Source organism: Microtetraspora glauca, from assembly GCF_040656155.1.
Lineage (GTDB): Bacteria > Actinomycetota > Actinomycetes > Streptosporangiales > Streptosporangiaceae > Microtetraspora > Microtetraspora glauca.
Genome location: NZ_JBFALK010000029.1, coordinates 91,821 through 105,504 on the forward strand (window position 1 = coordinate 91,821; position 13,684 = coordinate 105,504).

12 protein-coding genes are annotated in these 13,684 nt (G+C 67.3%); 3 read left to right on the plus strand and 9 right to left on the minus strand.

Annotated elements, in window-relative coordinates:
* Positions 1 to 15 precede the first annotated feature (15 nt).
* The 9 genes from AB0I59_RS37705 to AB0I59_RS37745 form a co-directional block, all read right to left on the minus strand.
* The gene (locus AB0I59_RS37705) at positions 16 to 693 is read right to left on the minus strand and encodes an HAD family hydrolase (protein WP_061259939.1); all 678 of its coding nucleotides are present in this window, start codon (positions 691 to 693) and stop codon (positions 16 to 18) included.
* A 302-nt stretch (positions 694 to 995) separates the two neighbouring features.
* Positions 996 to 2,546, minus strand: coding sequence for a class I adenylate-forming enzyme family protein (locus AB0I59_RS37710; protein ID WP_358140878.1), 1,551 nt, complete (start codon positions 2,544 to 2,546; stop codon positions 996 to 998).
* Positions 2,543 to 3,562, minus strand: a complete 1,020-nt coding sequence (locus AB0I59_RS37715; protein WP_082777469.1) for a formylglycine-generating enzyme family protein — start codon at positions 3,560 to 3,562, stop codon at positions 2,543 to 2,545. The genes AB0I59_RS37710 and AB0I59_RS37715 overlap by 4 nt, the downstream gene beginning before the upstream one ends.
* A gap of 49 nt (positions 3,563 to 3,611) precedes the next feature.
* On the minus strand, positions 3,612 to 5,933 hold the full coding sequence (locus AB0I59_RS37720; protein ID WP_358140884.1) for an arylsulfatase: 2,322 nt from the start codon (positions 5,931 to 5,933) through the stop codon (positions 3,612 to 3,614).
* A complete protein-coding gene (locus AB0I59_RS37725; RefSeq protein WP_061259935.1) occupies positions 5,930 to 6,940 on the minus strand; it encodes an ABC transporter ATP-binding protein in 1,011 nt (336 codons plus the stop codon). Before AB0I59_RS37725 ends, AB0I59_RS37720 begins: the two co-directional genes overlap by 4 nt.
* Positions 6,937 to 7,920: an ABC transporter ATP-binding protein gene (locus tag AB0I59_RS37730; protein WP_061259934.1), complete on the minus strand. Its 984-nt coding sequence runs from the start codon at positions 7,918 to 7,920 to the stop codon at positions 6,937 to 6,939. The genes AB0I59_RS37725 and AB0I59_RS37730 overlap by 4 nt, the downstream gene beginning before the upstream one ends.
* Positions 7,917 to 8,789: an ABC transporter permease gene (locus tag AB0I59_RS37735; protein ID WP_061259933.1), complete on the minus strand. Its 873-nt coding sequence runs from the start codon at positions 8,787 to 8,789 to the stop codon at positions 7,917 to 7,919. The genes AB0I59_RS37730 and AB0I59_RS37735 overlap by 4 nt, the downstream gene beginning before the upstream one ends.
* The gene (locus AB0I59_RS37740; protein WP_061259932.1) at positions 8,782 to 9,732 is read right to left on the minus strand and encodes an ABC transporter permease; all 951 of its coding nucleotides are present in this window, start codon (positions 9,730 to 9,732) and stop codon (positions 8,782 to 8,784) included. The genes AB0I59_RS37735 and AB0I59_RS37740 overlap by 8 nt, the downstream gene beginning before the upstream one ends.
* Positions 9,733 to 9,757: 25 nt before the next feature.
* The gene (locus AB0I59_RS37745) at positions 9,758 to 11,305 is read right to left on the minus strand and encodes an ABC transporter substrate-binding protein (RefSeq protein WP_358140889.1); all 1,548 of its coding nucleotides are present in this window, start codon (positions 11,303 to 11,305) and stop codon (positions 9,758 to 9,760) included.
* Positions 11,306 to 11,807: 502 nt separating this feature from the next.
* Here AB0I59_RS37745 and AB0I59_RS37750 point away from each other — a divergent pair.
* From AB0I59_RS37750 to AB0I59_RS37760, 3 genes are all read left to right on the plus strand, one after another.
* Positions 11,808 to 12,632, plus strand: coding sequence for an enoyl-CoA hydratase-related protein (locus AB0I59_RS37750; RefSeq protein ID WP_358140892.1), 825 nt, complete (start codon positions 11,808 to 11,810; stop codon positions 12,630 to 12,632).
* Positions 12,633 to 12,730: 98 nt separating this feature from the next.
* On the plus strand, positions 12,731 to 13,057 hold the full coding sequence (locus tag AB0I59_RS37755) for a YidH family protein (RefSeq protein WP_358140895.1): 327 nt from the start codon (positions 12,731 to 12,733) through the stop codon (positions 13,055 to 13,057).
* A gap of 94 nt (positions 13,058 to 13,151) precedes the next feature.
* A complete protein-coding gene (locus tag AB0I59_RS37760; protein WP_061253738.1) occupies positions 13,152 to 13,559 on the plus strand; it encodes an IS5 family transposase in 408 nt (135 codons plus the stop codon).
* The last annotated feature ends 125 nt before the right edge of the window (positions 13,560 to 13,684 follow it).

The following is a 13,684-nucleotide window of genomic DNA, read 5'->3' on the forward strand; positions in this document are numbered from 1 at the left end:
AGGAGGAAAGGGGGGTCAACGGGAGGCGGTCGTGGGGGCGGGAAGGGAGAGCGCCTCGCGGATGCGGGGCAGGGACTCGTCGGCGGTGCGGTGCAGGATCCCCCGGATGCCCAGGCGGGCGGCACCCACGAGGTTGTGCTCGAGGTCGTCGACGAGCACGCACTCGCGCGGGTCGACGCCGAGCCGCGCGCAGGCGATGCGGTAGATCTCGCGAGAGGGCTTGCGCACGCCCACCTGCCCGGAGATGACGGTGACGTCGAACAGCTCGTCGAGGTCGACGCGGGCGTAGCAGTCGCGGCCCAGGGAGTTGGAGACAAGCGCAACGGGGATCCTCGCGGCCCGCGCCTCCCGGACGAGGTCGACCATCGGCTCGTCGAGATCGAGATGCGTGGCGAGACCGGCGAGGAGGCCCCGCGGCTCGACCCGACCGCCGGACTCGACGAGCGCGGCGGCGAAGGCGTCCTCGAAGCCTTCGTCGTCAAGCCGGCCCCTCTCATGCGCGACGAGCGCGGCGCGGGCCCCTGCGTGGGTGGCGAGCACCCGCAGCGCATCGTCGGGATCGAGGCCGGCGCCCGCGCCGAGCGCCCGGAAGGCGCGCGCGATCGGGACGGTGAGCACTCCCCCGAAGTCGATGAGGAGGGCGCCTACGGGGGGTGCCACGGCCTCAGTCGGGTCGGGCGATGTCGTCGTCATGAACTGGCTCCTCTGAACAGCGGGCACACACAGATATACTTGAACACAAATTCAGATTCAAATCGTTGCTCTCCCGATCCACATTTCTTCGGGACGTGCGCACTCTTCTCGGTCAAGCCCGCGCTGGACCCGCATCCACACGCCCCACTCGGTCACCGCGGCGTGCGCCGGCGTCGGTCGGCCTCATCGACCTCGACCACCCGCAGGTAGCCGGCACAGCCGCCGAGATCCGACGGGAGCGCCACCCATCCGACAGTCCCCGCCTGCGTAGCCGAGCTCGATGCGACGTCTCGTGAGGTTGGTCAGGACGTGGTGATCGTGGCGTCGGCGGCCACCGGCGAGCGGGGCGGGCGGACTCCGCCGCGGAGCAGGTCGTCGCGGCTGATCTCGCGCTTGAGGATCTTCCCGGTCGCGCCCTTGGGCAGCGCCGGCACGACCTGGTAGACCCGCGGCACCTTGTAGGCCGCGAGCTGCTCGGACAGCCAGGTGCGGAGCTCGCCAAGGTCGATGTCCTGCCCGGCGCGCGGCACGACGATGGCGGCGACCTCCTCTCCGAGGCGCTCGTCCGGCAGGCCGACGACCGCGGCCTCGAGGATCGCGGAGTGGGTGTAGAGGACCTCCTCCACCTCGCGCGGGTAGACGTTGTAGCCGCCGCGGATGATCAGGTCCTTCATGCGGTCGACGATCCATAGGTGCCCGTCGGCATCCATGCGCCCCAGGTCGCCGGTGAGGAACCACGGGCCGTGCATCACGGCCGCGGTGGCGTCGGGACGCTGCCAGTACTCACGCATCACGCACGGGCCGTCGATCGCGACCTCGCCGACCTCGCCGACGGCCACGGGGTTGCGCTCGGGATCGAGGATAGTGATGAGCACGCCCGGCAGGCCGCGGCCGACACTGCCCTCCTTGCGCGCGCCGTCGATCTCGTTGAACGTCGCCGCGCCGGTGGTCTCGCTCAGGCCGTAACCGTCGAGCACGGTCGCACCGAACCGCTCACGGAACGCCCGAGCCACCTGCAGCGGCATCGCCGCGCCGCCCGAGCACGCCACCCGGAGGTCCGCGAAGTCCTCGACGCCCAGGTCGGTCTCGGCGTGGAGCATCTCGTTCCACATGGTCGGGACCCCAGCCAAGACCGTGAGGCGGTGGTTCGCGGCCATCTCCAGCAGCCGGGCCCCGTGGAAGGGCCGCAGCACCGAGAACGACCCGCCGGCGTTGTAGATGGAGGCCATCACCGCGGCCTGGCCGAACACGTGGAAGAGCGGAAGCGCGGTGCCCATCCGGTCGTCGCCGGTGAGAGGCAGCGCCTCGGTGAACATCTCGCCGGTCACCAGCAGGTTGTGATGGGTCAGCACCGCACCCTTGGGCCGGCCGGTGGTGCCGGAGGTGTAGAGCAGTACGGCGGCGTGCTCGGGTTCGACCTCGGCGGGGTCCGGCACCCCCGCTGCTGGCTCGCGCGGGTCGGCGTCGCCGGGCGCGAGGACCCACACCGGGATCCCGTTGCGCTCTGCGGCGCTCGTGATCGGCTCGGCCGTCTCGCTCCAGCCGACGGCCAGCGTGCAACCCGCGTCGTCGATGAAGTACCCCAGCTCGCGGGAAGTGCTGAGGGTGTTGACCGTGACCGCGGTGGCTCCGAGGGAGAGCACCGCGTAGTAGACGTGGACGAACTCGGCGCTGGTCGGCACGACTATGAGGACGCGGTCGCCGCGGCCGACCCCGCGATCGGTGAGCTCGTAGGCCGTCTCGGCGATGTCGTCGCGCAACTGAGCGTAAGTCCAGCTGCGCTGAGCCTCCCTGAGCGCGAGACTGTCGGGTGAGGTCATGGCGTGTCGCCAGATGTGAGTAGCAGCGTTCATGTTCGAACTCCTTGCGAGGGCGGACTTTGTGGACCCCTCGGCGTGTCCGCAGTCGAGGCGTCGTTGGCACACCTGAAGCCGACGTTCGCGGATGTCGAGTCCGGGAAGTTCGACGAGCGCGCAGAGACGCGGTACCGGTAGCAGTAGCTGTCGTGGCACAGGTAGGAGCCACCTCGGAACACCTTGCGGTCCCCTGCCGAGGGGCCTGGCGGGGCCGTGGTCGGCGAGCGCTGGTAGTAGTCAGGCTGGAACCAGTCGGCGCACCACTCCCAGACGTTCCCGACCATGTTGTAGAGCCCGTAGCCGTTGGGCCGGAACGACTTGGCTGGAGCAGTTGTCTCGTAGCCGTCCTCCGCCGTGTTCACGTGCGGGAAGTCGCCCTGGAAGATGTTGCACTGCCATCGAGCACCGGGCTTCAGGACGTCCCCCCATGGGAATCGCGAGGCGGACAGCCCACCTCGTGCGGCGTACTCCCACTCCGCCTCGGTGGGCAGCCGCTTCCCGGCCCAGATCGCGAACGCATGTGCGTCGTTCCACGTGACGTGAACAGCGGGATGGTTCGCCACCGCCACCGAACCGCGCCCTTGGGGATGCCTCCATGAGGCCCCCCTCACAGCGACCCACCAGGGGGTCTCGGCGAGACGGTGCAGGACATCCTGCGGATCTGCCCGAACCGCCGCGTGGAAGACCGCCGAGACTCCGAGATCCTCGGCGTCTGTGACATAGCCGGTGGACTTGACGAACGTCGCGAACTGACTGACCGTGACAGTGCTCTCGTCGAGGTAGAAGTCGTCCAGGACGACCTCGTGCACAGGAACCTCACCGTCAGCCACGTAGCCTTCGCCGTGCTCGTCCCCCATCCAGAACCGTCCACCGGGGATGAGCACCTGGCGGCGGTGGGAGCGAGGACCAGGCCGTACAGCGGGAGCACCGGCGCCCGATCGTCGCTCGACGACATCGCCGACCGCTGGGGCACAGCAGGCGGGTCGTCCCGAGTCGCTGTTCCGGTCGTTCATCGCACATGCCCCGAGAACTGGCCTCCCTGTGGATCCGTGCGGATCCCGCTCACTGAAGCGCCGCCTCGATCTGCGCGTTCACCGCGGGAGGCGTGGGTGCGGCGTCACCGCTGATCGAGATCCGCACCCAATGGATCTCCCCGGAGAACGAGCCGTCCGGCTCCCGGTAGTCATCGATCACAGGTGAACCCTCGAGGTCGCCACCGACGTCTGTGCTGCCGCTGGATCCGGTGTGGAACGGCACCGTCCGCTCGATGCGGCCGTTCGCGACCTCGTGGCCGTCCACGATGAGGCGGCCCGTTCCCCCCCGTCCGAAACCAGGCGCGTCGTCGCACTCGAACTCGTAGCGGACCTCGTGCACACCGGGCCCCAGCCGATCCTGGGCGCACACGTCGTAGCGTTCGCGGGCGAACCAGTTGTACGAGTACTGCGGAATGCCCTCGTTGAGCCACAGCGTCCATCCGCCGAACCGCCCGCCTTGCGAGAGGATGGCGCCCTCTCCACCGTCCTCACCGACAGTGATCGAGGCGTGGACGACATGCGACTTGTTCTTGACGTTGGGCACGGCCGCTTCGTGCAGCCGACGCATTCCCCGCCGCAGGACCATCTCTGTGCGTCCCTTGAGCAGGTCGGGGCGACCCGCGATGTCGGAGTTGAACCGCTCCACCCGGCGGTCGTCCAGCGGGAGCACATTGTTGGCCTTCGCCTCTCGCTCGAAGACCGCCTGCAGCTCCGCGAGCTTCTCCGGCATCTCCTCGGCGAGGTCGTGTGCCTGGCTCCAGTCCTCGGGGCTGTACAGCTCCCACCGATCCTCGGCGAGGGGGATCGCCTTAGAGTGATCCCACGGGGTCACGTGCTTGGTGCAGGCGGTCCAGCCCTCATGATAGATCCCACGGTTCCCGAACATCTCGAAGTACTGCGTGGTGTGCCGCTCCGCGGCCTGAGGGTCGTTGAACGAGTAGAGCATGCTGACGCCGTCGGTCCGCTGTTGAGTCGTGCCGTTCACGCTCTCGGGCAGCGGGAGCCCTGCCGCCTCCAGCACGGTAGGCATCACGTCGATGACATGGTGCCACTGTGTGCGCACCTCGCCTGTCTCCTTGATGCCTCGGGGCCAGTGGACGATGGTGCCGACTCTGGTGCCGCCCCAGTGCGAGGCGACCTGCTTGGTCCACTGGTACGGCGTGTTCGTGGCGTGCGCCCATCCGGCCGAGAAGTGATTGTAGGCGCGTGGCCCTCCGACCTCGTCCAGCATGTCGAGCATCGCGTCGGGGGAGTCGTGGATCCCGTTGAGGCTGGCGATCTCGTTGAGGGTGCCGTGGATGCCGCCCTCGGCGGACGCGCCGTTGTCGCCCATGATGTAGATGAACAAGGTGTTGTCGAAGGCATCCACCTCCTTCACCGCCCGGACCAGCCGCCCGACCTGTGCATCCGTGTGCTCGGCGAAACCGGCGAACGCCTCCATCAGCCGAGCCGCGACCGTCCGCTCGTCGTCCGTCAGGTCCTTCCATGCGGGGATCTCGTCATGACGTGAGGTCAGCGGACAGTCGGGCGGGATGACTCCGAGCTCCCGCTGGCGCGCGACGATGCGCTCGCGCTCGGCGTCCCACCCTTCGTCGAACCGACCGCGGTACTTCTCGATCCACTCGCGGGGCACATGATGCGGAGCATGTGTCGCGCCGAACGAGAGATAGAGGAAGAACGGCTTCTGCGGCGCCAACACCTTCTGGGTCTGGACCCATTCGATCGACTTGTCCACGATGTCTTCACTGAAGTGGTAGCTCGCGTCCTTCGGCGGCGAGACCGGCGTGGTGCCGTCGTACAACAGCGGGGCATATTGGTTGGCCTCCCCCGCGACGATTCCGTAGAACCGCTCGAACCCCTCACCGGTGGGCCAGCGGTCGAATGGTCCGACCGGGCTGATCTCCCACGGCGGTGTTTGGTGCATCTTGCCGAACGCCCCGGTGTTGTAGCCGTTCAGGCGGAGGACCTCGGCCAGGGTCGCGGCACTCCTCGGTCGCACTGAGGTGTAGCCAGGGACCGGCGTGGCGAGGTTGGTGATCGAGGCCATGTTGACGGCGTGATGGTTGCGACCCGTCATCAGAGCCTGACGGGTCGGACTGCAGAGAGCCGTGGTGTGGAATCGCGTGTACCGGAGCCCTGAGTCGGCCAGCTCCTCAGCAGTCGGTGAGTGGGAAGGTCCACCGAATGCCGATGTGGCACCGAAACCCATGTCGTCGATCAGCACGATCACCACGTTGGGAGCGCCCTCCGGTGCCGCAACCGACTCGAGGTTCAAGGCGCCAGAGCGAGCCGGGAGCTGTTGCAGCACCTCGTCCGGAATGGGGAGAACCGTGCGGTCGAACTTGGTCACTGGGATGTACTCCTTCTCGTCGGGCCGGCGACGCCTGTCGGAAAATGGCAAGCAGCGGCGTGGCTGAGGGAAATCGGAGTCAGCTCGGGCTCCGTGGTTCTGCAGATGTCGCCCGCGCCCGGGCAACGCGGCGCGAACAGGCACCCAGCAGCAGGGTCGCCTTGGGACGCCTGGACTTCGATCGGGCGCCGAGTCGCCGAGCCGGGCTCCACACCAACCTCCAGGACCGAGTGCAACAAGAGGGAGGTGTAGTGGTGCTGGGGGTTCTGGAAGATCTGGTCGGACTCCCCCGTCTCGACGATCCGTCCCTTGTACATCACGGCCACCCGGTCACTGACGTGACGGACGACACCGAGGTCGTGGGAGATGAACAGCGTGGTGAGGGAGAGCTCCCGCTTCAGGTGGTCCAGCAGGTTGAGGATCTGGGCCTGCACCGACACATCGAGGGCAGAGACCGCCTCGTCACAGACGAGGAGCTCCGGGTCCGTGGTGAGCGCCCGGGCGATCCCGACGCGCTGAGCCTGTCCCCCTGAGAGCTGCCGGGCCGACCGGTCGCCGAACCGTGCCGGGTCGAGGCCGACCAGGTCCAAGAGCTCATCCACCCGCGTGCGGGCCTTGGAGCTGGTCCAGCGGGCCAGACGCAGCGGCTCGGCCACCACCTGCCGCACAGTCCACCGAGGATTGACAGAGTTGTAGGGGTCCTGGAAGACCAGCTGCATCGACGAGCGTGCTTCTCGCAGCGCACGGCCGCGGAGGGTGGTGAGCTCCACACCGCTCAACGCGACGCTGCCTGCGGTCGGAGGCCTGATACCGAGGACGGCACGCGCAGTCGTTGACTTGCCGCACCCGCTCTCTCCCACGAGCCCCAATGTCTCCCCACGGAACACTGTGAACGAGACCCCGTCCACCGCGTGGAAGGCTCGCTTCCCACGGCCGTAGAGCTGTCGCAGGTCCTTGACCTGCAGGACCACCTCACCAAGCTCCTGGTGGCCCGCCCGGGCGCTCATCTCGACTCCTTCCCGACGGGGTGCCAGCACTCGAAGACGTGGCCCCCGGCAACCTCGCGCGTGGCTGGCTGCTGCTTGCACTGACTCGTGACGAATCGACACCGTGGGGCGAAGGCACATCCGCTGATACCAAGCGCGAGGTCCGGAGGACCGCCAGGGATCGTCTGCAACGCCCCCCTGCCTGCGCGTGCCGACGGCAAGGACTCCAGCAGGGCCTGCGTGTACGGCATCTCGACGTCTGCGAACAGCTCGGCTGCCGGTGCTCGCTCCACCACCCGTCCGGCGTACATGACCGCGACATCGTCGGCGTAGTGGGCCGCGACGCCCATGTCGTGGGTGATGAGCAGCACGGACATGCCACGGGAGCGCTGAAGGCTCCGGAGCAGATCGAGGATCTGGACCTGGGTCGTCACGTCGAGCGCCGTCGTCGGTTCATCCGCCACAAGCACCTCCGGCTCGGCGGAGAGGGCCATGGCGATCGCGACCCGCTGACGCATCCCTCCCGAGAGCTCGTGCGGATACTTCTTCGCGACACGTGCCGCGTCAGGCAGCTTGACCGAGTCCAGGTGTTCCAGCACCTTGGACCGCACGGCTGAAGGACGGCGCTCGGGAAAGTGGATCTTGATGGCCTCACCGACCTGGTCGCCGATGCGTCTCGTGGGATTGAGCGCTCTGCTCGGGTCCTGGAAGATCATCGCGATCCTCCGTCCCCTGATGCTCCGCATGGCCGACTCGGACTTGCCCAGAAGCTCCTCCTGGTGCAACCGCATCGATCCCGGACCGATGCGCGCACTATGAGCCGGGAGCAGCCCCATCAGTGCGCGACCAGTGACCGACTTGCCCGACCCGGACTCTCCGATGAGGCACACCATCCGGCCGGCGCGCACCTCGAGGCTCACCCCACGCAGTGCCCGAACCTCCCCCCGCGGAGTCGAGAAGGTCACGTGCAGGTCCTCGATCGCGACCACCACGTCACTCATGCGGCGCCCACCTTCCGGTCGGCGCGCGTGCGCAGTCCCTCTCCCACGAGGTTCAGGTTGAGAACGGTCAGGAACAACAGGATCGCGGGCACGAAAGCAACGTGGGAGGCCATCCCCAGCTCGGTCTTACCGTCCGCGAGCATGTTGCCCCACGTCGACTGCGGAGGACGCACACCCAGACCCAGGAACGACAGGCTCGACTCGATGACGATCGCGGTGCCTGTCGCCAGGAGGCCGTAGGCCAACAGGGACTGGAGCACCAGAGGAACGATGTGTCGCCTGAGCGTGTAACGCACGTTGGCTCCCGCCAAGGACGCAGCGACGACGAAGTCACTGTTGCGGATCTTGATGGCGTTGGCGCGAGCCAGTCGAACGTAGGCGGGAACGGTGTGACAGCAGATCGCCAGCACGATGTTCCGCACGCTCGGGCCGAGGAATGTCGCGATCGCGAGTGCCAGGATCAGCGAGGGGAACGCCGAGAAGATCTCCGTGAGCCTGCTGATGACCGCGTCCACCTTCCCACCGAGGAAGCCGGCAGTCACTCCGAGCAGGCCCCCGACGATGAACCCGATCGCAACGGCGGAGAACCCGACGAGCAGTGAGACCCGTCCGCCGTCGAGCGCTCGGGAGAGGACGTCCCTCCCCAGACCGTCGGTCCCCAGCAGGTGACCCGGGCTCAGCGGAGCGAGGCGTGCTTCAGCGAGCGTCTGGCGCTCAGGGTCCGGGAGATCGAACAAGAAGGGGCCGAGAACGACGGCAAGGACAAGAAGTACCAGCGCTCCCGACGGCACGAGCATCGCACGGTTCTGGGCAAGCATCGCGAAGACGCCGGTGGATCGTGCCGGCATCGCCATCGTGGTGTCACCCATGCTGCCTCACTCGCGGGTCGATGAATCGGTAGAGGAGGTCGACCAGCGCATTGATCAGCACGAAGGAGACCGCAATGAACATCACGATTCCCTGAACGGTCGTGGCGTCTCGCTGGTAGATCGAGGTCACCAGCAACTCGCCCAGTCCTGGCAGAGCGAACAGGTGCTCCACGATCACGGCGCCACCGAGCAGCACGCCGAACTGGAGGCCGACGATCGTCACGAACGGCAGGAGCGAGTTGCGCAGGACGTGCCTGATCATCACCGACCGCATGGGCGCCCCCTTGGCCCGAGCCACGAGGGGGTACTCCTCGTCACTCAACTGGGCCACGAGGTCCGACCTGAGGACTCGCATAAAGACGGCTGCCTCGACGAACAGCAATGACGCCACCGGCATGACCAGCGTCTGCACATGGGCCACAAGCCCCTCCGACCATGAGTTCCATCCCGTCGCCGGCAGCCAGCCCAGCTTCACGGAGAAGACGTAGATGAGCACGATTCCTGCCAAGAACGGCGGCGCCGCGATGCCGGCGTAGGCGCCCATGCTCAAGACCTTGTCCTGCCACCGGTTCCGGAAACGAGCAGCCACCAACGCAGTCGGGATGGCCAGCAGAACCGCGGCCGACAGGGTCGCGACAGCCAACTCCAACGTGACCGGCAGGCGGAGCCGGATCAACTCGGTCACCGGGTAGCCCAGCGTGAGCGAATCCCCCAGATCGCCTCGCACAGCGCTCGAGAGCCACTCCCAATACCGAGAAAGCAGCGGGGCATCCAGGCCGAGCTCGGCTCGCAACGCCGCCTTGGCCTCGGGGCTGGCCCCCTCCCCGAGGACCGTCGTCGTGACGTCTCCGGGGAGGAGGTGGAGGACCACGAAGGAGACGACCGTGACTCCGAACACCACAATGATCAGCTGGCCAGCTCTCAGAACGAGATAGCGCACCATGTGCCCTCCAGGTCAGCTCGGGATGTCACTGGGTCACGTAGGCATCGCGCAACACGGTGCGGCCGTCAGGGGCGTCCGGGATGCCACCGACGTAGGAGCGCCACGCCTGGGGAAGGTCGTTGGAGAAGAGCCAGCACATCGGGGTCGCCTCCGCCAGCTTGTCCGAGATCTGGGTATAGATCTCCTTGCGTCGAGACTCGTCCGTCGCCTGACGCCCCTCGGCGACGAGCCTTCCGACCTCCGGGTCCGCATAGCCGGTGGTGTTGAGGAACGCGCCCTCAACGAAGAAGTTCGCGACGTTGCGATCTGGCTCGACATCGCCCTGGTAGCGATACGGCATCGCCTCGTACTCCCGACGCGTCGCCCGCTCGATGGCCGTCGTCGACTCAACTGCCTCGCCCGTGACGTGGATCCCGGCGGCTTGCCACTGCGCCATGATGGCGTCCCCGAGAGACTTGTAGACGGACGCGACGGTCAGCGTGACATCGAGTCCTCCAAGTTCCTCGACCAGCTTCTTGGCGCGGTCGAGGTCGTAGGACACATGCCCCTCGGGAGTCTTCGCAGGGCCGAAGGGATGCTCCGGCCCGAACGGCGAACTGACGTCGGTCCGGTAGACCCCGAGATACACGGCCTGATTGATCGCGTCAGCGTCAGTGGCGGCACACACCGCCTCACGTGCTCGGACATCGTCGAACGGAGCGCGCGTGTTGTTCAGCGAGATCAGGCTGTTGCCGAAGCCCGACGGATGGCTGATCACGACGGAATTGTTGGCCTTGGCGCTCTTGATGCTCTTCGGGTCGATGTTGTGGATGACGTCCACGGCGCCCGACGTGAGGCTTGCGTACCGCGCCTGCGCGTCAGGAATGAACTTCAAGGTCACCTTGTCGAGGTAGGGCCGCGCGGGGTCGTAGTAGTCGTCGAACCGCTCCAGCTGCAGCTCGTCGCCCGGGTTCTCGCGCACGAACTTGAAGGGCCCAGCACCCACCGGATTCTGGTCGATCTTGTCGCCGTACTTCTTCAGAGCGGTCGGCGAGACGATCCCGGACGCCACGCCGCCGAGCCCGAGCCGGAGAAAGGCGACGTCCGGGCGCTTCATGTTGATCTGGACGGTGCGGCCATCGACCACCTCGACAGTGTCCACAGATGCGAAGTAGACCGCGCTGGTGGAGGGCGCCTTGGGATCCCGGACACGGTCGAGACTGACCTTGACAGCCTCCGCGTCGACAGGGGTTCCGTCGTGGAAAGTGGTGCCAGGACGCATCTTGACCGTATAGCGCCGGCCGTCGTCGGACATCTCGACGGACTCCGCGAGCCCGGGCTCAACAGTGCCGTCGGGGCGGGCGTACACGAGCCTGTCATAGATCGCCTGACTCGCGGTCCAACTGCTGAGAGTGGTGGCATCGTTCGGATCAGTCGTCCAGGCGATCTCGGTGGCCACCGTCAGCGCGCCGCCCCGCTGCGCCTCCCCGCTCGGGGTCCGGTCGGCACTGTCGGCTCCTCCACCGCATGCGGCGAGTGCCAGTGAACCCGCGACGACGAGCGGCGCGAGGCGATGCTTGGGATTTCTCAACATGGGGTTCCTTCCGGGGCACCTGTGGGGTGCAGCTAAGACTGATGCCGAGCCCTCATCATGTGTCGTGGGTCACCGGGTTCAAACATGAACTCATATTCAAGTACGGACGTCAAGGGCTGCTCGCGGTTGTCTCGGATTCGAGAGACTCGTATTGAATCCGGACTCAAGTGCGTCTAGCGTCACATACCCCTCAACTTCACCGGAGTCCCCCCATGCCTGCGCGCCCCCTCGACTCCGCGCGCGCCAACCTGCGGCGCAGTGCGCGTGGTCCTCGTGGCGTGACCTCGGGCTACGACGCCGAGCATCCGCAGCACTGTCGTCGTACCTCCCGGAACTTGGGATCGATGGCGGCGGCCCGCTCCAGGATCATCGTCAGCTTGCCGTTGCGGCAGGAGGTGTCGACCTAGACACGACTGCCGGCCTTCGGGTTGCGATCGGACTCCAAAATGAAGTTGAATCCGGATTCGATCCGCTGCCGCGACGGATCGAGAAGGGAACCCCGATGACGACCATCGAGACCGGCACGGACCACCTCCTGGCCAGCGTTGAGGGGGGCGTAGGCACCCTCACGCTCAACCGGCCCGAGCGCCGCAACGCGCTGTCCCAAGAGATGCTGGAGGCTCTGGGCCGGGTGATCCCTCTGCTGGACGAGGATCCCGAGGTGGGCTGCCTCGTGATCACCGGTTCCGGTGGCGCCTTCTGCTCCGGCGGTGACGTGCTCGACTTCCACGACCGTGGCGGCGAGGGCGGCGGGGCGGATGAGATCGACCCGACGGCCGCCGCGGAGCAGCTCGAGCACCAGAAGCTCACCGCGGGCGCGCTCTACCGCGCCCGGACCCCTGTCGTCGCCTCGCTCCCCGGCGCCGCCGCGGGCGCGGGCCTGGGCCTGGCGCTGGCCGCGGACCTGCGCGTCGGAAGCGCTCGCGCGCTCATGGTCACTGCCTTTGCGTCGGTCGGCCTCTCCGGCGACTTCGGCGTCGCCTGGCTGTTGCAGCGACTCGTCGGCCCGGCGAAGGCGCGCGAGCTGCTGTTCCTCAACCCGCGTGTGGACGCCCAGGCGGCAGCCGACCTCGGCCTGCTCGACCGGCTCTGCACCGAGGAGGACCTCTCGGCCACCACCACTGCCCTCGCCAGGCAGCTCGCCGACGGGCCGCGGGGAGCACTCGCCGCGATCAAGCAGAACCTGATCGACGCCGCCGACCAGACACTCGAGGACTCCATGGCCGCCGAGATCCGCCGCCACAAGGAGTGCGGGATCACGGCCGACCATATCGCCGCCGTGGCCGCCTTCGCCACCAAGCAAAGGGCGGTGTTCAACCGGTCATGAAGCGACCAGGCCGCACCTCGGCAGAATCGCGGACGGACGAGACTGCGCAGCCGAGAGGCAAGGACGGCAGGTGGCCGGGCTGGGTCTACGACGAAGGCGTGGAGCCCGACTACCGGTTCAGCTTTGCCAACGAGCGCACCTTTCTCGCCTGGGTCCGCACCTCTCTCGCACTGCTTGCAGCCGGGGTCGCCCTCGACGTCGTCGAGCTCTCGATCCCGAGCATCGTCCAGTACGCGATCGCCATGCTCCTGGCGGCCCTGGGAATGCTCTCTGCGCTGGCGGCCTGGATCCGATGGGCCCGAGCCGAACGAGCTATTCGTCGTGGCGATCCTCTGCCGCACTTCGGTTTCGGCGCGTTGTTCGGCATCGTCGTGGTCGTCGCGGCAGTGGGGCTCATGGCTGCAGGTCTCGACGACACACCATGAGCCGAGCAATGGGCGATCCCGGAGAAGCGAACGAGCGCACCGCTCTAGGGCGTGTCCCGTGATCTTCGGTGCCGGTTTGGTGTAGATCATCAGTGTGGATGAGGAACGCCTGAAACGTCACGATCTGACCGATGAGGAGTGGGCGCGGCTGGGGCCGTTGCTACCAGTGAGCACGGGCTGGGGCGCGCGGTGGAACGACCACCGGACTGTGCTCAACGGGATCTTCCACCGGACGCGGACAGGAACCGTGTGGCGGGATCTGCCGCCGTGTTACGGGAACTGGAAGACGGTCTACAACCGGCATCGCCGCTGGTCATTGGACGGGACGTGGGAACGGATCCTGGATGAGCTGCGGGCGGGGTGTGACGAGGCCGAGGGGGATGATTGGACGGTGAGCGCTGACTCCACGGTGGTGCGTGCCCACCAGCACGCGGCCGGGGCGCGGCACGCCCCGGCCGTCGATATCCCTTCAAGGGGGCCGGAAAAGATCACAAGCGAGTGACGTCGGGCCGGGAGGCGTTGGGTCGATCCTGGGGTGGACTGTCCACCAAGATTCACCTGGTCGCCGATCGGCGATGCCGTCCGATCGCCCGGCTCACCTCTCCCGGCCAGCACGGTGATTGCCCA

Coding starts and splice junctions, on each gene's coding strand:
- AB0I59_RS37705 (WP_061259939.1), bottom strand. CDS start 693: ATGACGACGACATCGCCCGACCCGACTGAGGCCGTGGCACCCCCCGTA.
- AB0I59_RS37710 (WP_358140878.1), bottom strand. CDS start 2,546: ATGAACGCTGCTACTCACATCTGGCGACACGCCATGACCTCACCCGAC.
- AB0I59_RS37715 (WP_082777469.1), bottom strand. CDS start 3,562: ATGAACGACCGGAACAGCGACTCGGGACGACCCGCCTGCTGTGCCCCA.
- AB0I59_RS37725 (WP_061259935.1), bottom strand. CDS start 6,940: ATGAGCGCCCGGGCGGGCCACCAGGAGCTTGGTGAGGTGGTCCTGCAG.
- AB0I59_RS37730 (WP_061259934.1), bottom strand. CDS start 7,920: ATGAGTGACGTGGTGGTCGCGATCGAGGACCTGCACGTGACCTTCTCG.
- AB0I59_RS37735 (WP_061259933.1), bottom strand. CDS start 8,789: ATGGGTGACACCACGATGGCGATGCCGGCACGATCCACCGGCGTCTTC.
- AB0I59_RS37740 (WP_061259932.1), bottom strand. CDS start 9,732: ATGGTGCGCTATCTCGTTCTGAGAGCTGGCCAGCTGATCATTGTGGTG.
- AB0I59_RS37745 (WP_358140889.1), bottom strand. CDS start 11,305: ATGTTGAGAAATCCCAAGCATCGCCTCGCGCCGCTCGTCGTCGCGGGT.
- AB0I59_RS37750 (WP_358140892.1), top strand. CDS start 11,808: ATGACGACCATCGAGACCGGCACGGACCACCTCCTGGCCAGCGTTGAG.